The sequence below is a fragment of the Micrococcus sp. genome, assembly GCF_034179925.1.
GTDB lineage: Bacteria > Actinomycetota > Actinomycetes > Actinomycetales > Micrococcaceae > Micrococcus.
In genome coordinates this window covers 45,223-66,647 of the sequence record NZ_JAXFPG010000007.1, presented here as the reverse complement: position 1 = coordinate 66,647, position 21,425 = coordinate 45,223, and the positions used below count along the sequence as shown (strand labels likewise).

13 protein-coding genes are annotated in these 21,425 nt (G+C 72.5%); 7 read left to right on the top strand and 6 right to left on the bottom strand.

The features are described 5' to 3' along the window. Positions 1-2,388 precede the first annotated feature (2,388 nt). Positions 2,389-3,870, top strand: a complete 1,482-nt coding sequence (locus SPI96_RS01520) for a ParB/RepB/Spo0J family partition protein (RefSeq protein WP_321080601.1) — start codon at positions 2,389-2,391, stop codon at positions 3,868-3,870. A gap of 80 nt (positions 3,871-3,950) precedes the next feature. Here the strand turns inward: SPI96_RS01520 and trxA are convergent, their stop codons facing one another. From trxA to SPI96_RS01495, 5 genes are all read right to left on the bottom strand, one after another. Next, positions 3,951-4,274, bottom strand: coding sequence for a thioredoxin (gene trxA / locus SPI96_RS01515; protein ID WP_321080600.1), 324 nt, complete (start codon positions 4,272-4,274; stop codon positions 3,951-3,953). A gap of 113 nt (positions 4,275-4,387) precedes the next feature. Continuing rightward, positions 4,388-5,389, bottom strand: a complete 1,002-nt coding sequence (trxB, locus tag SPI96_RS01510) for a thioredoxin-disulfide reductase (protein ID WP_321080599.1) — start codon at positions 5,387-5,389, stop codon at positions 4,388-4,390. A gap of 79 nt (positions 5,390-5,468) precedes the next feature. Then, positions 5,469-7,325 carry a hypothetical protein gene (locus SPI96_RS01505; RefSeq protein ID WP_321080598.1) on the bottom strand — a complete coding sequence of 619 codons (1,857 nt, stop codon included), beginning with the start codon at positions 7,323-7,325 and terminating at the stop codon, positions 5,469-5,471. Positions 7,326-7,404: 79 nt separating this feature from the next. Continuing rightward, positions 7,405-9,285: a murein biosynthesis integral membrane protein MurJ gene (murJ, locus tag SPI96_RS01500; RefSeq protein ID WP_321080597.1), complete on the bottom strand. Its 1,881-nt coding sequence runs from the start codon at positions 9,283-9,285 to the stop codon at positions 7,405-7,407. A gap of 51 nt (positions 9,286-9,336) precedes the next feature. Then, positions 9,337-9,942, bottom strand: coding sequence for an NUDIX hydrolase (locus SPI96_RS01495; protein WP_321080596.1), 606 nt, complete (start codon positions 9,940-9,942; stop codon positions 9,337-9,339). Between the two features lie 75 nt (positions 9,943-10,017). On the opposite strand from SPI96_RS01495, the gene SPI96_RS01490 reads away from it, so the two are divergent. From SPI96_RS01490 to SPI96_RS01480, 3 genes are all read left to right on the top strand, one after another. Then, positions 10,018-11,478, top strand: a complete 1,461-nt coding sequence (locus SPI96_RS01490) for a CCA tRNA nucleotidyltransferase (protein ID WP_321080595.1) — start codon at positions 10,018-10,020, stop codon at positions 11,476-11,478. Positions 11,479-11,606: 128 nt separating this feature from the next. Beyond that, the gene (locus tag SPI96_RS01485) at positions 11,607-13,385 is read left to right on the top strand and encodes a formate--tetrahydrofolate ligase (protein WP_321080594.1); all 1,779 of its coding nucleotides are present in this window, start codon (positions 11,607-11,609) and stop codon (positions 13,383-13,385) included. A 216-nt stretch (positions 13,386-13,601) separates the two neighbouring features. Further along, positions 13,602-15,599, top strand: a complete 1,998-nt coding sequence (locus tag SPI96_RS01480) for an acyltransferase family protein (protein WP_321080593.1) — start codon at positions 13,602-13,604, stop codon at positions 15,597-15,599. 166 nt (positions 15,600-15,765) lie between these two features. Here SPI96_RS01480 and SPI96_RS01475 read toward each other — a convergent pair whose 3' ends face one another. Next, complete coding sequence (locus tag SPI96_RS01475) at positions 15,766-16,851, bottom strand: inositol-3-phosphate synthase (RefSeq protein ID WP_321080592.1); 1,086 nt, start codon at positions 16,849-16,851, stop codon at positions 15,766-15,768. Positions 16,852-17,025: 174 nt separating this feature from the next. Here SPI96_RS01475 and SPI96_RS01470 point away from each other — a divergent pair, with 174 nt between their 5' ends. The 3 genes from SPI96_RS01470 to SPI96_RS01460 all read left to right on the top strand — a co-directional run bounded on the left by SPI96_RS01470 (position 17,026) and on the right by SPI96_RS01460 (position 21,263). Then, complete coding sequence (locus SPI96_RS01470) at positions 17,026-18,600, top strand: glycosyltransferase family 87 protein (protein WP_321080591.1); 1,575 nt, start codon at positions 17,026-17,028, stop codon at positions 18,598-18,600. Positions 18,601-18,602: 2 nt separating this feature from the next. Then, the gene (locus SPI96_RS01465) at positions 18,603-20,054 is read left to right on the top strand and encodes a M18 family aminopeptidase (RefSeq protein ID WP_321080590.1); all 1,452 of its coding nucleotides are present in this window, start codon (positions 18,603-18,605) and stop codon (positions 20,052-20,054) included. 393 nt (positions 20,055-20,447) lie between these two features. Continuing rightward, positions 20,448-21,263, top strand: a complete 816-nt coding sequence (locus SPI96_RS01460; RefSeq protein ID WP_321080589.1) for a hypothetical protein — start codon at positions 20,448-20,450, stop codon at positions 21,261-21,263. The last annotated feature ends 162 nt before the right edge of the window (positions 21,264-21,425 follow it).

Here is a 21,425-nt window from a genome sequence, read left to right as displayed (position 1 = left end):
CCCCCTTGTCCGGTTTGATTACCCCAAAACCCCCCCCGCGGGCGGGTCGGTTGCCGGTCAACCGCCCGGGCCGGCGCGTGTCGTGGGGGGCGCCGATGAGGTGGGGGCTGAGGAGAGGCCTGCTGGTGAAGAGTGAGGGCTGGGCGCTGGCACAATCCTGATGCGTGCCTGGCGAGCCCTGCGCGCCCCTGCTCTCGCCTCATCCCCCACCTCCCCACGGGGCCCCAGCGCCTGTGCCTCCTCGGCCGTCCCCAGCTCCGTTAGCGGCGCCCCTCCGCCCCTTTCCAGTACTCGTTGCTCGGCTCCGCAGGGCAATCGGCAGATCCCTGCCCTGCATGGGCCCCGCTGCAGCAGCGTCAGGCGGGGAGACGACATCGCGTCGATGAAGCCCGAACGTGGTTCGGAGTCTCCCCTACCTGCCGATCGGCCCGTGAGTGCGAACGCCTCCTGCACCACCACTCCCCCATCGCGTGTCCGGGGAACACTGGCGCGGCGACACCCAAGGCCGCGCCTGGATCTGGATCAGCGCCCTCGGCATGGGGATTCTCCGAGCAGTTCAGTGCTGTCCACAGGGACTCATTCACAGGCCCTCACAGCTCAAACGATGGACTAAAGGGTAAATACAGCATCTTGTTCTAGCGGGATCTGTTGATATGTGGACAACTGCAGTGGATAACTCCTGCTCGCTCCCACCCTCCTCACCTCGCCGTGAAACCGCCGCCGGTGCTTTGTATACACCGAAGAGACGAGGCTGGACGATGTGCACCCGCCTATCCCTCGAGGGACACTCTCCGCCCCCTGCGCCCCTGGCCGGTCTGCATCGAGATGGGCAGGGCGACCTGTCCGGTCAGAGCGCTGCGAGACCATCTTCCAGAGCCAGAGCCAGAGCCAGAGCCAGAGCCAGAGCCAGAGCCAGAGCCAGAGCCAGAGCCAGAGCCAGAGCCAGAGCCAGAGCCAGGTGCCGAGCAGCGCCCTCCTGCCGCGACACCGCCCAGCCCCGGCTCTCTCGTAGGCGCCGTTTCACGTGAAACGAATGCAGGCCGCCCCGGTGATCGCTCCTCGGCCTGTCCGAGACGACCTTCCACATCACCGCTTGGGAGCCGGCTTTGACCCGCGCCATCAACAGGGGTGTCCACCCTCAAGGGCAGCCCGACCCATCGCCGGAATCACCCCGCGCTCATGTTTCACGTGAAACAGCAGGCGACGGCCACAGCGCTAGGCCATGCTCGGGCATTTCAGTGGAACCCTACCGGCCCTCATGCCTTCACCGTTTCACGTGAAACACATCCCCCTGCACGACTCCCTGGGCCGAACAGGAGCGATGGAACGGACGTTGGTAGATTCCAGAAGGGCGTGGATGACAGCCCAGGAGGAGCCTGCATCGCATCCGCATCACCCCCTCGATAGCAGAGAGAATCACCCCCACTCCTGAGAGAAGAATCTGGATTGCAGCGAGAGGCTCACGCATCATCAGGAATGAGAAACGTTATTCGCTGACCATAAGAAGTGGAATGATGTGCAGGAGAAGGGTCGATTATCTGCTCGAAGTGAAGCAGAGCGTCTGGATTTCAACTTGGCATAACAGGGAAGAACTGGTCATGGTCACCGGTGTTTCACGTGAAACGGGCCCGCATATCGCCTCCGAAACCACCAACACGGGGCCGAGCACCGCCGATGCAGAGGCACATTGCACCGGTCTCGACCGATGCCCCGGATGGAGCGGCCCCCGACGCACCGGTGTTGACTGCCCAGACGAGCGCAGTCCGTGTAGCCCAGCCGGGGAGGGGATAGGGCAGCAGACCCGGCACTAGCAACGGTCATGACCCCTATGAACACCCAGATCGGCTGGATAAACTCTAGTCCGGTGCCAGCCTGAGACCGCTGCCGACAGCCCCTCTGACCCGACTCGGGCGCGCATGTTTCACGTGAAACGCTCTCGATGGAAGGGCGGGTCATAGTGATCGTCGCTCAGCCCCGTGCTTCTCTCCACAAGAGCTCCTGCAGGTGATCGCATGCGGTCCCGGCCCCCGAAGGAGGTGACAGCCCCGAGAGGAATGGAATGGAGAACGGCAGAAGTAACAGAAGCGAACGCCAGGCCAGGAAGGACACAGAAATCCGGATCCAGGGGGAGGACCGAAAGAACCAGGCCGGATTCCTCGACCGCATCTGTGCAGTGCAGTGTGGGAGATGGACGCACTTTCGAGGGAAGGCGCGAAAGCCGGCAGGGACGGGCAAGGGGATGGCAGGAGAGCATCGTGAGACGGCGGATGTTTCACGTGGAACACACCATGGTCACGTGGGCATGCCTCAGTCCAGGCCCCCGGCGACACTCCCGTGGGGGCTCGGACACCTACAATGAAGGCCGAACCGTCGCATGGAGGAGGATCCGTGAAATCAAGCCGTCGTGGAGGTCTGGGCCGAGGCCTGGGCGCGCTCATCCAGAGCACCGCAGAACTTCCGATCCCCTCGGACAAGGCCGCAGGCGACTCCGCCGCTACCGCCGCTGCCTCCCAGGAGGCATCGACTACCGCCGCAGCACCCCTGGCAGGCGAGGGCACCACCTCCCAGCCCGCCCCCCAGTCCGGCGAGAAGCCCCGGAAGGCCACCAAGAGCTCCAAGAGCTCCACGGCCGCCGCACCAGCCCCCACGGACGCTGACACGGCCTCCCAGGAGTCCGTCGCGGTCGCTTCTACGGAGCTCGCGACCTCCGCGGAACCCGCAACCCCGGAGGCCACCGCCGCCCCCTCGCCGGCCTCGTCCACGCGGACGCGTCAGCGTCCGGCGGACATCTTCTTCACCTCCACGGACCCCGCCGCTCAGGAGGCCAGCCAGGCCGGCGGCACTGCGCAGGGACGTCGCACCGGTGCCGCCGCACGTCCGGCGATGCCCACCATTTCGGCCCCGAGCCGGCGTCGTGACCGCGCTGAAGTCACCGAGAGCGCGCCGGCCCCGGAGAACACCTCCACCGAGTCCGCCACCCCCACGGAGGCGGGCCAGGCTACGGGCACCTCCTCTGCCGCCCCCACCACCACAACCCCCGGCATCGTCTCCCCGGACATTGCCGTGCTGCGGGAGATCCCGGTGGGGGAGATCCACCCGAACCCCCGCCAGCCGCGTGAGGTGTTCGACGAAGAGCACATGGCGGAACTGGTCACCTCCATCCAGGAGGTCGGCGTCCTGCAGCCGGTCGTCGTCCGGGAGGCCTCCGGGCCCACTCCCTACGAGCTCATCATGGGCGAACGCCGCTGGCGCGCCTCCCAGCTCGCCGGCCGCGAGACGATCCCCGCGATCGTCCGCCAGACCCCGGACCACAACCTCCTCCGCGACGCCCTCCTGGAGAACCTCCACCGGTCCCAGTTGAATCCTCTGGAAGAGGCCGCCGCCTACCAGCAGCTGATGGAGGACTTCTCCTGCACGCAGGAGGAACTCTCCCAGCGCATCGGCCGCTCCCGCCCGCAGATCTCCAACACGCTGCGCCTGCTCCGCCTGCCCCCGCTCGTGCAGCGTCGCGTGGCCGCCGGCACCCTCTCCGCTGGCCACGCCCGCGCCCTGCTCGGCCTCACCGAACCGGCCGAGATGGAGCGGCTCGCCCAGCGCGTCGTCTCCGAAGGCCTGTCCGTGCGGGCCACGGAGGACGCCGTCGCCCAGCTCCAGGGCGCGGTGCGCCCGGCTCCCCGGGCCACCCGCACCCGGGACGACGCCCGCCACGAGCGCCTCGACTACTTCGCGAACGCGCTCACTTCGAAGCTGGACACCCAGGTGAAGATCACCCTCGGCGCCCGCAAGGGGAAGATCGCCATCGACTTCACCTCCGTCGAGGACCTCAACCGGATCATGGACCTGATCCAGGGAGACCGCGGGCAGGACTGACCCCCACGCACGAGGACTCCCACGCACGAGGGGCCCGCCACCCATCCGGTAGCGGGCCCCTCGTGCGTGGGGGAGCGGGGTCAGCCGAGCAGGTCGGCGAACTCCTTCTCGAGCTGCGGCTTGGGCTTGGCGCCCACGGACTCGGCGACCTTCTCGCCGCCCCGGAAGCCGAGCACCAGCGGGATGGAGGTGACGCCGTACCGAGCCGCAGAGGCCGGGTTCTCGTCCACGTTGAGCTTGGCGATGACCACCGTGCCCTCGTGCTCGGCGGCCATCTCGTCCAGCACCGGGCCCAGCATGCGGCACGGGCCGCACCACTCGGCCCAGAAGTCCACGAGGACGGGCAGCTCGGAGTCCAGGACCTTCTCCTGGAAGTCGGCGTCGGTGACGGTGATGGTGCTCATGGGTGCCTCCTCAGGCGGTTTCCGGGGGCCGGAATGGTCGGGTGGAGTGATGATGTGTCAGGAGTCTCTCCCGGAACACCCCTGACATGCACCAAGGGCGTCCCGGGGGACGATCATGCCGGGTTGGCGTCGGACTGCGGCGGTGCGGGGACGGCGTCCTCGACCTCGGCGACCGAGGCCAGGAAGTGCTCGACGTCCTGGGCGGCCACGCAGCCCGAGCCCGCCGCGGTGATGGCCTGGCGGTACGTGTGGTCCGTGACGTCGCCGGCGGCGAACACGCCCGGCAGGGACGTGCGCGAGGACGGGTGGTCGATGGCGATGGTGCCGTGCTCGGTGAGCTCCAGCTGGCCCTTCACGAGGTCCGTGCGCGGGTCGAAGCCGATCGCCACGAACAGGCCGCTGACCTCCAGGGAGGACTCCTCGCCGGTCACGGTGTCCCGCAGGCGCAGGGACTGCAGCGCGTCATCGCCACGGGCCTCCACGACCTCCGTGTTCCAGTGGAAGCGGATCCGCTCGTTCTCCATGGCCCGGCGCGCCATGATCTTCGAGGCGCGCAGCTCAGAACGGCGCACCAGCACATGCACGGTGGTGGCGAACTTCGTGAGGAACAGGGCCTCCTCCATCGCGGAGTCCCCGCCGCCGGCCACCGCCACCTCCTTCTCACGGAAGAAGAAGCCGTCGCACGTGGCGCACCAGCTCACCCCGTGCCCGGACAGGCGCTTCTCACCCTCCACGCCCAGCTCGCGGTACGCGGAGCCGGTCGTGAGGATCACGGCGTGGGCGCGGATCACGGTGCCGTCGCCCAGGGTGAGCACCTTGGGGGAGGAAGTGAGATCGGCCTCCACGACGTCGTCGAACACCACCTCGGCCTCGAACCGGCGCGCCTGGGCTTCCATGGCGGCCATGAGGTCCGGGCCCATGATCCCCTCGGGGAAGCCGGGGAAGTTCTCCACCTCGGTGGTGTTCATCAGCTCGCCGCCGGCGGTCACCGCGCCGGCGATCACCACGGGCTCCAGGTGGGCGCGGGCCGTGTAGATCGCGGCCGTGTAGCCGGCGGGGCCGGAGCCGATGATGGCGACGTTGCGGACGGTCTGGTCCTGCTCGGCGGATGCCACGGGGTTCCTCCAGGGGGTCGGGGGTGTGCGGCGTCCTCCGGTCAACGGAGGACAGTGAGGGGCTATTCCAGGGGGCCGGTCAGCGGACCGAGATCTCGGTGAGGCGCACCCCGTAGGGGAGGGCCTGCGAGTTCTCCAGCTGCGGCAGGGAGGTGATGGTGAAGATCACGTACTGGCCCTCCGCACCGCCGGCGGGAATGGAGATGCGGTCCTCGTCGAAGGAGCCGGCACCGATCTGGCGGGCGTTGGCCCCGGTGGCGCTGTCCGCCACGTAGGCCGTCCACGCGCCGCCGGTGGCGCCCTGGTGCTGCACCACCACCTCCTGCACGGCCGCGCGCTGCTGCAGCTGCATCACCACGTTCATGCTGCCCACGTAGCCGCCGAAGTTCGGCCGCTGGTACGTGTAGCTCTGCCAGGCGGTGGCCGGGTTCCCGTCGATCAGGTTGCCGAGGGTGGCGTCGTTGTCCGCCTCGAGGGCGGGCATGTCCGGGACCACGCGGGTCACGGCCACCGGTGCGGGTGCGACGCCGGCCGGGGCGTCGGTGTCGGCCGGTGCGGGGGTGGGGGAGGCGGCCGTCGTCGGGGACGCCGGTGCGGCGGGGGCGGTCGACGTCGGCGCGGGCCCGGTGGGCGTCCGTCCGAGGTTCTGCCCGAGCAGCAGGAAGCCGGCCACGGTGGCCCCCACGAGCAGCAGTGCCAGCAGGGCGGCCAGCCCCCAGGGGAACGGTCGGCGCGGCTCGTCCTGGGAGGTCTCCTCGCGGACGGGCTCGGCGGCCTCGTCCGTGGGGGTGGTCAGGGCTGCGGCGGGGGCGGTGTCCGCGGCGTCGCCGGCGGGGGCGCCCGGGGTGGCGGCCGTGGCCGTGCCCGCCGCTGCGGCCGCCGCCCCGGCAGCACTGGCGGCACCGGCCGCCCCTGCTGCAGCACCGGCACCGGCGGCCGTTCCGGTCGCATCGTGGTCGGTGGTCGTCTCCGTCGCCGCGGCCTCGGCGGCGCCGGCCTCACCGTCCAGGGCCCGTCGCGGGACGGGCCGCAGCCGGCCCGCCCGGGGTGCGGGCGCCGCAGGCTCTGCGGGGCCCCCCTCAGCGGGGACCTCCGCAGACGGGGCGGGCACAACAGGCGTCGCGACCGTGGCGGTGCTCTCCGCGGCCGCCCTGCGGCGGGCGATCTCGGCCTCCTCCGCCTCACGGCGCACCGCGTCCTGGCGCTCCTGCTCGGCCCTCTCCTCCGCGGCTTCGGCCTCCTGCCGCGCCCTCTCCTCCGCTTCGCGCGCCTCGCGCGCCGTCTCCTCCGCCTCGCGCTCCTTCGCCTCCCGGGCCTCACGCTCGGCACGCTCGCGCTCCGCCAGCTGGGCTCGGGTGGCGGCGTCGGCCGCGGCCAGGGCCGAGGCGCCCGCGGCCGCCTTCGCCGCGGTGCCATCGGCCGGACGCACCCGCTCGTTCAGGCGGTCGGACAGGCGGCTGAGGAAGCCCGGACGGCGGCTGCTCTGACGCTCGTCGGCGCGCAGCCGGCGGTCGAGGTCCGTGTAGTAGGCCTCGTCGTCGTCGTACTCGTGGGCCTCCCCGGTGCGGGACTCCCCGAAGATCTCCGAGCCCAGCGTGTCGGTCTGGAACGGCTCCACATGGAGCTGCTGCGGGTACGCCAGCCCCAGCAGCACGTCCGGGTCCGGGGCGCCCCCGGCAATCAGATACGTGCGCCCCTCGCTCAGGCCCAGATCCAGCACCTGGACGTCCTCCTGCCGCTCGCCCGTGGCGAGCTCACGCGCGGAGGAGGCCACCTGCGTCGCGTTCTCCAGGGACGCCACCAGGATGTGCACCTGCCGGTTGAGGACCTGGTCCGTCCCCTCGAAGACCATGTCCTGGTCCGCGGAGGTGACCACGTGGGAGGTGACGCGGTAGCGGCCGCCCAGGACGGAACCGACGGCGATGGGCTGAGGCACGGGCTTCTCTCCTGACGAACGGGGCTGATTCCCGATGATATGTGAGCGGAACGGGCAACGGGCAGGAGACGGCGGCCGGTCAGCGGGCGCCGAGCACCCGGGACATCCCCGGCACCCGGCGGGCGAGCGGCCCCAGTGCCGCCTGCAGCTCCGGGAACCCCTGCACCCGCAGCACCAGCAGGTACACGGGGCCCATCACCGCGGCCGCCGCCGCACACGTGAGCACGGCCGTGCCGATCGAATCCCACGCGAACCCGCTCGAGTAGCCGCCCATCAGCCACACGACGACGGCACCGGCCACCCCCGCCGCGAGCCCCGCCAGGCCCGTCTGGGCGTAGGCGCGCAGCACCGAGGCGGTGCCGTAGTCCCCGAAGCGGCGCACCGTGAGCACATGGGCCACAACGAACTGGTAGACGTGGCCCAGGGTCGCGGCACCGGCCACCACCAGGCCCAGAGTCCATCCGGGCAGCAGGAGAGCGCCGACGGTCGCCGCGCCCAGAGCCACCACGGAGGTGCTGATCTGCACCACCATGGGCACCTTCGGGTCCTCGGCGGCGTAGAACACGCGCAGCAGGTAGAAGCTGCCGGAGCGGAACGGGATGGACAGGGCCATCAGCAGGATCATCGCGCCCACGGCGAGGCCGGCCACCCGGGCGGTGTCCGCCGTCGAACCGAACAGGCGCCCGAGGGGGCCGGCGAGCACCACGATCGCGGCGAAGCAGAACAGCAGCGGCACCGCGAACAGGCGCAGGCCCAGGCGGGTGGTGTCCCGGACGGCGGGCAGATCCCCGGCATCCATGGACCGGGCCAGACGGTTGAAGTACACGGTGGCCAGGGACAGCACGAACACCGAGTGGGGCAGCACCGTGATCAGCAGCGCCAGGTTGTAGGCGGCCAGGCCCGGGATGGCGGCCTGCGCGAACGGGTCCGCCCACGCCTCCGTGCCGGGCACATGTTCGGAGAGGGTGCGGCGGGCCTCCGTGGCCGTGCTGATGTACCGCTGGGTGAGCAGCAACACCACATTGCTGACCGCCATGGTCACCAGGGTGTACCCGGCGATCCGCCCCGTGTGGCGCAGCCCCATGCCGCGCCAGCCGAAGCGGGGCCGCAGCCCCAGCCCGAGGGAGCGCAGCGGCAGGAACAGGATGAGCGCCTGCAGGACGACGCCGAGCGTGTGCCCGCCGGCCAGCACGAGGGTCTGGGTGCCCGTCCAGGAGTCGAAACGGTCCTGGCCCGCATAGGCCCCGAACATGCCGATGTAGAGCAGGAGCGTGCCGATCGCCACCACGTTGTTCAGCACCGGCGCCCACATGTAGGCGCCGAAGCGTCCGTTGGCGTTGAGCACCTGGCCGACGAGCGCGTACATGCCGTAGAAGAACACCTGCGGCAGGCACCAGAGGGCGAACACGGTGCCCATCTGCAGCATCTCCGGGGACCAGGCCCGGGTGAGGGCCCCCATGATGGGGGCGGCGGCGAGCACGATCAGGCCGGTGGCGCCGAGCATCACCAGGCCCGCCAGGGTCATCAGGCGGGAGGTGTAGTCCGCGCCGCGGTCGGCGTCCTTGGCGTGCTTGATGAGCTGGGGGACGAGCACCACGTTGAACACGCCGCCCACGAGCAGCATGTAGATCACGTTCGGCAGGGAGTTCGCCATCTCGAAGACGTCCACCATGGTGCCGGTGGCGCCGATGGCCACAGTCAGCAGGGCGGCGCGCACGAACCCCAGCACCCGGGACACGAGCGTGCCCGAGGCCATGATCGCGGCGGAGCGGCCCGCGCGTCGTTCACCCTCGGGCACCCGTTCGGCGGGGCCGACGGCGTCCACGGCGGCGGACCCCTCCGGCTCACCGGGGGCGGGGTCGACAACCCCGAGGCGGGCGTCCGACTCGGGGATCCATGCGTGGCGGGGCGTGCCCCGGCGGGGGCCGGGGGAGGCGCTGCGGACGGAGCTGCTGCTCAAGGGTCACCCCTCATGACAGGGACCCGCCCGGGGGCGGGTCGAGCGGGCGGATCAGGGACGCCCCGGCCCGGAGGTCGGGGGGAAGTGGTGGTGCAGGACCTGCCGGGCCAGGTCCACGATCCGCCGCTCGTTGGCGAACGAGAGGCGGCGGGCGACGTCCTCGAGGCGCACCCACGCGACGTCCACGGCCTCATGGTCCGGGTCGTTCTCCGTGGTGAGCTCCCCACCGGTGGCGCGCAGCAGGAAGTGGTGGACGGTCTTGTGCACCCGGTGCCGGGACACGGTGAACCAGTAGTCGATGGACCCGAGCGGCTCCAGGATGTGCCCGGCGATCCCGGTCTCCTCCTCGACCTCCCGCACCGCGGCCTGGCGGTGGTCCTCCGCGCCCTCCGGGTGGCCCTTGGGCAGGCACCACTCGAGCCGTCCGCCGCGGTTGTACCGGGCGATCACGGCGACCTCCAGGGTGCCCTCGTGCTCGCGGATGACGATCCCACCGGCGGAGACCTCCTCCACGGTGGGCAGGCCGGAGGCCGAGCCGGAACGGGGGGCCGGGGCGGGGGAGGGGACCGGCTTCTGGGGGATCGGACGCCGACGCACGGCTCCGAGCGCGGAGGGCAGGGGAGCGCCCCGGCGCGAGGAGGGGTCGGGGGCGGTCATGCGGTCCACTCTAACGCGGGGCCCGTGGGCCGGTGCCGGGCCCGCACCCGAGGATCTGGCACCCTGGTACCCATCATGGAGAACCCCGCCCAGACCCACCCCCTGCCCGCCGGCCTGCCCGCGGACGCCTCGCTGCCCGCCGTCGTCGTGGAGCTGGGGCGGCGGTTCGAGGCCGCCGGGCACGAGCTGTCCCTTGTGGGCGGGCCCGTGCGGGACCTCTTCCTGGGCCGGCCCGTGGTGGACCTGGACTTCACCACGGACGCGGACCCGGACGCCACCGAGCGCGTGGGCGCCGGCTGGGCCGAGGCCACCTGGGACGTGGGCCGGCGCTTCGGCACCATCGGCTTCCAGAAGGACGGCTGGCAGCTGGAGGTGACCACCTACCGGGCCGAGCAGTACGATCCCGCCTCCCGGAAGCCGCAGGTGGCCTTCGGCGACAGCCTCGAGGACGACCTGCTGCGCCGGGACTTCACCGTCAACGCGATGGCCCTGCGCCTGCCCGCCATGGAGCTCGTGGACCCCCACGGCGGGGTGCGTGACCTCGCCGCAGGTGTGCTGCGCACCCCCGGCACCCCCGAGGAGTCCTTCTCCGACGACCCGCTGCGCATGATGCGCGCGGCCCGCTTCGCCTCCCAGCTCGGGTTCGCGGTGGCCCCGGAGGTGGAACAGGCCATGACGGACATGGCCGAGCGGATCACGATCATCTCCGCCGAGCGGGTCCGCGAGGAGCTCGTGAAGCTCGTGTGCGGCCGCGACCCCCGGGCCGGCCTGGACCTGCTGGTCCGCACCGGCCTGGCCGACCATGTGCTCCCCGAGCTGCCGGCGCTGCGCCTGGAATCGGACCAGCAGCACCGCCACAAGGACGTCTACGCGCACTCGCTCACCGTGCTCGAGCAGGCCATCGCGGAGGAGGAGCGGTACGCCCCGACCTCCCCGGACCTGGTGCTGCGCCTGGCGGCGCTGCTGCACGACGTCGGCAAGCCCGCCACCCGCCGCTTCGAGAAGGGCGGGGCGGTCAGCTTCCGCCACCACGAGGCCGTGGGCGCGAAGCTGGTGCGCAAGCGGATGCGGGCCCTGAAGTTCGACAACGACACGATCAAGTCCGTGGCCCGGCTCGTGGAGCTGCACATGCGCTTCTACGGGTACGGGGACTCCGGGTGGACGGACTCGGCCGTGCGCCGGTACGTGCACGACGCCGGAGACCTGCTGCCGCGGCTGCACGCCCTCACCCGCTCCGACGTGACCACCCGCAACCGGCGCAAGGCCGAACGGCTCTCCCACGCCTACGACGACCTCGAGCGCCGCATCGAGGAGCTGGCCGAGGCCGAGGAGCTCGCCGCCGTCCGGCCCGACCTGGACGGCGAGCAGATCATGGCGCTGCTGGGGATCCGCCCCGGCCCGGCGGTGGGCCGGGCCTACCGGCACCTGCTCGAGTGGCGGCTCGACGAGGGCCCGCACAAGCAGGCCGAGGCCGAGGCCGAGCTGCGCCGCTGGTGGGCCGAGCAGCCGGAGGCCCGGGAGGACGCCGAGGACTGAGGCCGCCCTGGCCCGGCTGACTGAGCCCCCCGGACCCGCCGGCCGTGGCCGACGGCCCGGCGGGTGCGTGACGTCGCGAACGGCTCCGTGGACGGCGAGCACTGAGCGTCAATGGCAGGATCGGACCCATGAGCCTGGCCCCGAAGACCGACGCACAGATCGCCGCCGCCCACCCGATCCGCCCCATCGCCCAGATCGCCGCGGACGCCGGCATCGACGAGGAGCTGCTGATCCCCTACGGCCGTCACATGGCCAAGGTAGACGTGCACGCACTGGACGCACCCGAGCACGGCAGGGTCGTGCTCGTCACCGGCATCAGCCCGACGCCGGCCGGCGAGGGCAAGACCACCGTCACCGTGGGCCTGGCCGACGGGCTCAACCTGCTGGCCTCCCACGCGGACGCCCCCGCCGCCGTCGCCGGGGCGCGCACCGTCGTCGCCCTGCGCGAACCCTCCCTGGGGCCGGTGTTCGGCATCAAGGGCGGTGCCACCGGCGGCGGCCACGCCCAGGTGGTGCCCATGGAGGACATCAACCTGCACTTCACCGGCGACTTCCACGCCATCACCTCCGCGCACAACCTGCTGTGCGCCCTCGTGGACAACCACATCCAGCAGGGCAACGTGCTCGGCATCGACCCGCGCACCATCACCATCAAGCGCGCCCTCGACATGAACGACCGCGCCCTGCGCCACGTGGTCACCGGCCTCGGCGGCCGCGCCCAGGGCGTGCCCCGCGAAGGCGGGTTCGAGATCACCGTGGCCACCGAGACCATGGCCGTGTTCTGCCTCGCCGCGGACCTCGCCGACCTCAAGGCCCGCCTCGGCCGCATCACCGTGGGCCACACCTACGACGGCGAACCGGTCACCGCCTCCCAGATCGGCCCCCACGGTGCGCAGGGCGCCATGGCCGTGCTCCTCAAGGACGCCATCAAGCCGAACCTCGTGCAGACCCTCGGCGGCACCCCCGCCCTCGTGCACGGCGGACCCTTCGCGAACATCGCCCACGGCGCCAACTCCGTGATCGCCACCCGCACCGCCCGCCGCCTCGGGGACCTCGTGGTCACCGAGGCCGGCTTCGGCGCGGACCTGGGCGGGCAGAAGTTCATGGACATCACCTCCGTGGCCGGCGGCTTCCCGCCCGCGGCCGTGGTTGTTGTGGCCACCGTCCGCGCCCTGAAGCTGCAGTCCGGCATGTCCCTGACGGACGTGAAGGCCGGTGTGGAGGTCATCGCCGAACGGGACGGGCGCCCCGTCGCGGACGTCGAGGCCGAGCACGTCGGCGCCCTGACCGCCGGCACCGCCAACCTCGCCCGGCACGTGGCGAACATGCAGGCCTACGGGGTGCCCGTCGTCGTCGCCGTGAACCGCTTCGCCCAGGACACCGCCGCCGAGCTCGAGGTGCTGCGCGCCTGGGGCGCCGAGAACGGCGTCGACGTGGCCCTCGCGGACGTCTGGGGCCGCGGCGGCGAGGGCGCCCTCGACCTCGCCCGCACCCTCGGCCAGGTGCTGCCCGCTCCCGGCGAGCCCCAGGCCGAGGTCACCGGCCTCTGGGACGAGGACATGGACGTCGCCGAACGCCTGGAGGCCGTGGTCCGGCGCATCTACCGCGGCACCGGTGTGGAGTGGTCCGCCCTCGCCCGCCGGCAGCTGCGGGCGCTCGCGGACCGGGGCCTGGACCGGCTGCCCGTGTGCGTGGCCAAGACCCAGTACTCGTTCTCGGACGATCCGAAGGCCCTGAACGCCCCCCACGGGTTCACGGTGCACGTGCGGGAGCTGTCTGCGAAGACCGGCGCGGGGTTCGTGGTGGCCCTGACCGGGGACGTCATGACCATGCCTGGCCTGCCGGCCTCCCCGGCCGCGGACCGCATGGACGTGTCCGACGACGGCACCGTCACCGGGCTCTTCTGAGCGCACCGGCGCCCCGGCGGTCCTGGGGTGCCGACGGTGTCCGAATCGTGACCCGAACACGCCGTGTCCGCCCAGGGGCGGGTGGGATGATGGACCGCTGTGAGCCGAGAGAATCCCGCCGGGGCCGCCGCGCCCCGCCATGCGTCCCTGCCCCCTGCGGACACCGCCGGAGGGCAGGTCAGGTGTGGTACGCGGGAGAGCCTGGGCCCGGGGCGGGTGACCGCCCTCGACGGGCTGCGCGGCATCGCGGTGCTCGCCGTGCTCGTGTTCCACGCCTGGCCCGCGGTCCTGCGCGGCGGCTTCATCGGTGTGGACATGTTCTTCGTGCTCTCCGGGTTCCTCATCACCACCGGCCTGGTGCGCTCTGTGGACGCCGGCCGGGGTGTGGCCCTGGGCCCGTTCTGGATGCGCCGCATCCGCCGGCTCGTGCCCGCCATGGTGACCGCCCTCGTGGCCTGCACCGCGCTGGCCTGGCTGGCCGTGGCGGAGTTCCCCACCGGGCTCGGCCGCCAATGGCTGGGCGCGCTCACCTACACCAGCAACTGGGTGATGATCCTCGAGGGCGGGGACTACTTCAACCGGGCCTCCCCGCCCCTGTTCGAGCACCTGTGGTCCCTGGCCATCGAGGAGCAGTTCTACCTGTTCTGGCCTCTGCTGATCTGGGGCCTGCTCCTGCTGACCTGGCCGCGGCGTGACACCGTCTCCTCCGGGAGGGTCGCCGACCGCCGCCGTGTGCTGATCGTGGTGCTCCTGGCCTTGGCCTCCGCCGCATGGATGGCCTGGTCCTCCCTGCAGGGCGCCCCGCAGGCCCGCCTGTACTTCGGCACGGACACCCACGCGTTCGGGCTGCTGTTCGGTGCCGCCGTCGCGCTCGGACTCACCCATCTGCCCCGCCCCGAGGACGGCGGCCCCGCCGTGCACACCTCCGCCCGCCGGACCGCCCTGGCCTGGGGCGGCATCGCCGTGCTGATGACCTCCTTCGCCCTCGTGGACGGCGCCCACGCCTCCACCTACCGGGGGGTGCTCGCCCTGATCGCGGCGGTGGTCGCGTTCCTGGTGTGGCATGTGGTGCAGGGCGACCGCCAGGACTCTCTCTCCCGGGCCCTGGGCAACGGGTTCCTGCGCTGGTGGGGCCGGCGCTCCTACGCCGCCTACCTGTGGCACTGGCCGCTGCTGGTGATCATGCGGATCCTGGTGCCTGTGGACGCGCCCGCCTGGGCTGAGCACGTCGCCGCCGGTGCGGTGCTGCTGCTCACCGCGGTGCTCGCGGACCTGAGCACCCGGCTCATCGAGGAGCCGATCCTCCACCAGGGCTTCCGCGGCACCTTCGCCCGCTGGAGCGAGGCCGCCCGTGCCGCGGCGACCGGCCAGGCCGGGGCCACCGGCCGGGTGGCCGCCGCGGCGGCGGCCCTCGCGCTCGTGGCCGTGCCCGCGGCGGCGGTGGCCGCCGTCGTGCACTCCCCGGCGCAGACCCAGCTGGAACAGGACATCGCGGCCGCCGAGGAGTCCCTGCGCCAGGCGCAGCAGCAGCACGCCACCCCGCGCCCGCCGCAGACCGTGGAGGGCGGCGAGGCCGGCACCGCACCCCCCTCCGCCGGCACCGGCGCCACACCCTCCTCCAGCGAGGGTGAGGCCACGCCCACGCAGGGCCCGAACCGGGGCGACCCCACGGTCACCCGGCCGGAGTTCTCCCAGGCCGATCTGACCGCCGACCTGCCGGCTTCCCGGGTGGGGGAGCGGGTGACCCTCCTCGGGGACTCGGTGGCCCTGTCCGCCGCCCCCATGCTGCTGGAGCAGATGCCGGGGATGTTCATCGAGGCCGAGGTCGGCTACCAGATCTGGGATGCCGCCGACGAGCTCAAGCGCCTCGAGGGCAGCGGGCAGCTCGGCGACGTCGTGGTGGTCGCCCTCGGTGCCAACGGCACCACCCACCGGGGCGACTGGGAGAAGATCCTGGACGTGGTGGGGGAGGACCGGCTGCTGGTGCTCGTGGTGCCGCACGGGCCGATGGCCTGGATCGCGGACATCCAGGGGCAGATGGCCGAACAGGTGGCCGCGCACCCGGACCGGATCGTGCTGGCCGACTGGGACGCCGCCAGCCAGTACGTGAGCGACTTCGCCTCCGATGGGGTGCACCCGCGTGGCAACGGCCAGCAGATCTACGCGCAGCTGGTGCGGCTCACCATCGAGGAGCGGCTGGGCCTGCGCCCCTGACCGGGCTGCATCCCTGACCAGGCGGGCCCCCGGCCGGGCGGACCCTTGGCTGATCGGGCCCAGGACAGCACAGGACCCCCGGCCGGTCGTCCCGGCACGGGGGTCCTGGTCCGGCGGGGTCTGCCCCACCGCGGCCGGCCGCGCACGGCGGCCGGCCGGTGTCCGGTCAGCGCTCGATCTCGCCCCGGATGAAGGCCTCCACGAGCTCGCGGGCCTCCTCGTCGTGGTGCTGCACGGGCGGGGACTTCATGAAGTAGGACGAGGCCGAGAGGATCGGCCCGCCGATGCCGCGGTCCAGGGCGATCTTCGCCGCGCGGACGGCGTCGATGATCACACCGGCCGAGTTCGGGGAGTCCCACACCTCGAGCTTGTACTCCAGGGACACGGGGGCGTCGCCGAAGTTGCGGCCCTCCAGGCGCACGAACGCCCACTTGCGGTCGTCCAGCCAGGCCACGTAGTCCGAGGGGCCGATGTGCACGTCCTTCTCGCCCAGGGCGGCGGAGGTGTTGGAGGTGACGGCCTGGGTCTTGGAGATCTTCTTGGACTCCAGGCGCTCGCGCTCGAGCATGTTCTTGAAGTCCATGTTGCCGCCCACGTTGAGCTGGTACGTGCGGTCCAGGTGCACGCCGCGCTCCTCGAACAGGCGGGCCATCACGCGGTGGGTGATGGTCGCACCGATCTGGGACTTGATGTCGTCGCCCACGATCGGCACACCTGCGGCGGTGAACTTGTCCGCCCACTCCTGGGTGCCGGCGATGAACACGGGCAGGGCGTTCACGAACGCCACACCGGCGTCGATCGCGGCCTGTGCGTAGAACTCGGTGGCCTTCTGGGAGCCCACGGGCAGGTAGCAGACCAGCACGTCGACCTTCGCGTCCTTGAGCGCCTGGACCACGTCCACGGGCTCCGCGGAGGACTCCTCGATGGTCTCCTTGTAGTACTTGCCGAGGCCGTCGTGGGTGGGGCCGCGCTGCACCTCGACGCCCTTGTGGGGGACCTCGGCGATGGTGATGGTGTTGTTCTCGGAGGCCAGGATCGCCTCGGACAGGTCCAGGCCGACCTTCTTGGCGTCCACGTCGAAGGCGGCCACGAAGTCGAGGTCGGAGACGTGATAGTCGCCGAACTGCACGTGCATCAGGCCCGGCACCGAGTCCGACGCCTTCGCGTCCCGGTAGTACTCCACGCCCTGGATCAGGGACGTCGCACAGTTGCCCACGCCGGCGATGGCGACGCGGATGGGGTTCTCAGCCACGGTCAGTTTCTCTCCTCAGTGGTCCGGGTCGGGCGCATGGCGCGCACAGGCGCGCGAGGGGGCTCGGGGGCGAGCTCTCACCCGGGATCAACCCGTCCAGCTTACGCCGCACGACGCCGGCGCCCGCAGGGTGGATCGGCCCGCCGCCTCTCCCGGGCTTCCTAGGATGGGCCCATGTCACCGGCCCCGGCGCAGCCCGCCTCCCCCGACGATCCGCCCGTCAGCGCCCCTGGCGGCGCCCACCCCCACCCGGAGGCGCCCCGCCCCCGACCCCGCCGTGCGGCCCCCGGCACCCCCGCCGGTTCCGCTGAGGGCGCACACGCGGGCCCCGGCACCCCCCGGCACGACGCCGGCTCCCCCGCCTCCGCAGACCCCCTCACCCTGGCCCCGGGGCAGCGGGGCGGCCGGTTCGGTCTGCCCGGCGGCCTGGCCGCGAACGGGCCCGGCCGCGGCACCGGCGCCTGGGCGAGCCCGCTGGCCCTGACCGCGGTGCTGGTGGCGCTGGGCGCCGTCGTGACCCTCCTGCAGAAGGCCCCGTGCCTGCTGCACGGCTGGGGGGCCCCGGACGTCTACTACGCCGGCTGCTACTCGGACTGGGCCGCGCTCTACGGCGGCCGCGGGTTCGCCGAGGACCCGTGGGCCCCGTTCCGGGCCGACTCCACGTTCGAGTACCCGGTGCTGATGTCCCTCGTGGCGTCCGTGGCGGCGCAGATCACCCACTGGCTGCCGTTCCCGCCGGAGCAGGGCGTCCTCGTGTTCTGGGGGGTGAACCTGCTGGCCGTCGTCGGACTGTGGGCGGTCACCGCGGTGCTCACGGTGCGTGCCGCGGGCCGCCGGTGGACGGACGGGCTGATGGTGGCGGTGGCGCCCGGGATCATCCTGGCGGGCACCGTGAACTGGGACCTGTGGGCGGTGGCCCTGCTGGCCGGCGGCATGCTGGCCTGGCTGCGGGGCCGGCCGGGCTGGGCCGGGGTGCTGATCGGCCTCGGGGCGGCCACCAAGCTGTACCCGCTGCTGATCCTCGGGCCGATGCTCGTGCTCGCCCTGCGCTCGCGCCGTTTCGGTCCGTTCCTGCAGGCCACGGCGGGCGCCGTCGTCGCCTGGCTGGCCGTGAACCTGCCGCTGATGCTCACCCACTTCGACTCCTGGGCGGTGTTCTTCACGTTCTCCTCCGAGCGCGGGCCGGGGCTGTCGAGCGTGTGGAACGCCTGGGACGTGATGGCTGTGCAGGCCGGCTGGCCACTGGTGCCCGAGGGCCGGCTGAGCCTCTACGCGTGGGGGGCGTTCGCGGTGTGCTGCGCGGGTGTGCTCGTGCTGGGCTTGGCCGCCCGACGCACCCCCCGCCTGGCGCAGCTGGCCTTCCTGGTGGTGGCCGCGTTCGTGCTCACCAACAAGGTGTACTCGCCGCAGTTCGTGGTGTGGCTGGTGCCGCTGGCCGCCCTGGCCGTGCCCCGCTGGAAGGACTTCTGGGTGTGGCAGGGCGTGGAGGCGCTGCACTTCTTCGCCGTGTGGATGTACCTGGCCGGGGCGACCTCCGGGTCCATGCCGCAGCACTCCATGGACGACTCCGTGTACGTGGCCGCGATCTTCGCGCACATGGTGGCGCTGCTGTGGCTGTGCGGGCGGGTGGTCGCCGAGGTGCTCAGCCCCGAGGACGACCTCGTGCGCGGCCCCGGCGGCGACCCCGCCCGGGACCCGGACTCGCCGGCGTTCCGGGGCGACGGGCTCCGCCGCGCGGTAGCGTCCTGACCATGAGCACCACGACGCCCTCCTCCGTCTCCGCGCACCTGCAGGACCTCGCCGCGTTCGTGCAGGCCTCACCCTCGAGCTTCCACGCCGCCGAGGAGGTGGCCCGCCGGCTTGAGGCCGTCGGCTTCACCCGGGTGGACGAGTCCGCGGACTTCCCCTCCACCCCCGGCGGGCATGTGCTGGTGCGCGAGGGCGCCGTGGTCGCGTGGATCCTCCCCGAGAGGGCCCCAGCCGAGAACGACGCCGGCCCCGCCGGCGTGCCCGCGTCCGGTGTGCCGGTGTTCCGGGTGCTGGGAGCCCACACCGACTCCCCCGGCTTCAAGCTCAAGCCCCAGCACCGCGGCGTCACCGCCGATGGCTGGGTGCAGGCCGGCGTCGAGGTGTACGGCGGGCCCCTGCTGAACTCCTGGCTGGACCGCGAGCTGCGCTTCGCCGGCCGGCTCGTGCTCGCGGACGGTCGCACCGTGCTCGCCGCCACCGGACCCGTGGGCCGCATCCCCCAGCTGGCCGTCCACCTGGACCGCACCGTGAACGCCGAGGGGCTCACCCTCCAGCGTCAGCGCCACACCCAGCCGATCGTCGCCGCCGAACCCCGCCCCGGCGAGGGCGACTCCGAGGCTGAGGGGGCATGCGGGGCCGAGGGCGACACCGGCGGCGGCACCGTGGTGCGGATGAGCGGTGACGTGATCGACCTGCTCGCCGCCGAGGCCGGCGTGGACCCCACCCAGGTGCGCGGGGCCGACGTCGTGGTGGCCGACGCCCAAGCCCCCGGCACCTTCGGCGCCAACGGTGAATTCTTCGCCTCCGGGCGCCTGGACAACCTCTCCTCCGTGCACGCCGGACTCGTGGCGATGGAGGCGCTCGCGGGTGAGGGGGGTGCGGTGGTGTCCGACGCAGTGCTGGGGGAGGCCGCCGGCGCTCCGGTGATCCCGGTGCTGGCCGCGTTCGACCACGAGGAGGTCGGCTCGGACACCCGCACCGGCGCGGGCGGGCCCCTGCTGGAGGAGGTCATGGCGCGAGTGCTGGACGTGCTCGGCGTGCGGGGCCAGGCGGTGGCGCGGTCCCGGGCCGGCTCCTGGCTGCTCTCGGCCGACGCCGGGCACCTCGTGCACCCGAACTACACCGAGCGGCACGACCCGGCGAATCACCCGCGCGTGAACGCCGGCCCGCTGCTGAAGATCAACGCGAACCAGCGCTACGCCACGGATGCGGTGGGCGAGGCCGCGTTCACCCGCTGGTGCGAGGCCGCCGGGGTGCCGTTCCAGCGGTTCGTGAGCAACAACGACGTCCCCTGCGGCTCCACGATCGGCCCGATCAGCGCCACACGGCTCGGGGTCCGCACCGTGGATGTGGGCATCGGCCTGCTCTCCATGCACTCGGCCCGTGAGATGTGCGGAGCCCAGGATCCGGGGCACCTGGCGGCCGTGGCGGAAGCGTTCTTCCGCGGCGTGTGAGGGGTGTGAGAGGTGGGGCCTGGAAGTTCGGCCTCCCTCCGCCCCACCCCGGCCCCCTTCCTTCCGCCGAGACTGCAGAAGTGGCGGTCCCGGAGCCCTCCGAGGGCGCCACTTCTGCAGTCTCGGTGAGGGAGCGTCCGGGGGGCGCTCGACCGTGGGGTCCCTCTCGTCCCAGCGCCTGTCCTGGGGCGCTCTCGTCCTAGTGCCCCCCGTGAAGCCCGTCTCGGGGCCCACTCCCGGCTGCCTCACCTCACCCCTTCCACCCCCATCCACTCCTCCCACACCTGCCCGCCATCTCCATCCACTCCTGCACACCCGCCCCGCACTCCGGATTCCTCCACAGATCCGCCCCGAGGGCTGACGTCGTGCCCCCGGGTCCGCTGGGATGGAGGGGTGAGCCCTTCTCCTGACCCCCTCGCCTCCCTCCCCGGCCCGGTGTTCTCCCTCGGGGAGGCCCGTGCTGCCGGGTTCAGGGCCGCACGGGTCCGGAGGCGGGGCCTGGCGGTGCCCGCCCGTGGGGTGCGACGCCGTCGTGACGCCTCCCCGTCGTCCGTTGCCTTCGCGGCGGCGCTGGCGCGGCGGGATCGACGGCTCGTGGTGAGCCATGCGACGGCGGCCCGGGCCTGGGGGATGTGGCTGCCCCAGGCGCTCGAGGACACCGTGCACGTGACCCGTGGTGCGGGCGGGGCGTGGCCGCGGATCGCCGGGGTGACGGGGCACAGCACGCAGGTGCCCCCGGAGCATGTGCGCACGGTGACCGATGCCACCGGCACTTGGCGGCTGACCTCGCCGGCCTGGACCTGGACGGACCTGGCCGCGGTGGGGATGACGGTCGAGGAGCTCGTGATCGCCGGGGACGCCCTGCTGCAGCGCCCGGTCAGGCCGAGGCCCGGCGACCTCGCCCGGCACCCCCTCTCCCACATGGACGAGCTGGCCGAGCTCGTGGCCGCCCGGGGGTCCATCCGGGGCGTCCGGGCGCTGCGGCAGGCCCTTCCGCAGCTGCGGGGCGGGGTCGACTCCCCGCAGGAGAGCCGTCTGCGGCTGGGCCTCGTGGCCTCCGGCTGGCCCGAGCCCGAGGTGAACCCGGAGGTGCCGGTGCTCACGACGCCGGACGGCCGGGTGCTCCGGCACCGGAAGCCGGACCTCGCGTACCGCCGGGTGCGGCTGGGGCTGGAGCCGTTGGACGCGCCGTGGCTGGAGGAGGGGTGAGAGCGGTGGGGGAGAGGCGCTGGCTCGCCGAGACTGCAGTAGTGGCGGCCGCGGAGGGTTTCGGGGCCGCCACTACTGCAGTCTCGGCGGAGCGGGAGGCGGCCCGGCAGCTGGATCGGCAGGCGGACCCTCGCCCCGCCCCGCCCTCACCCCCGGGTGATA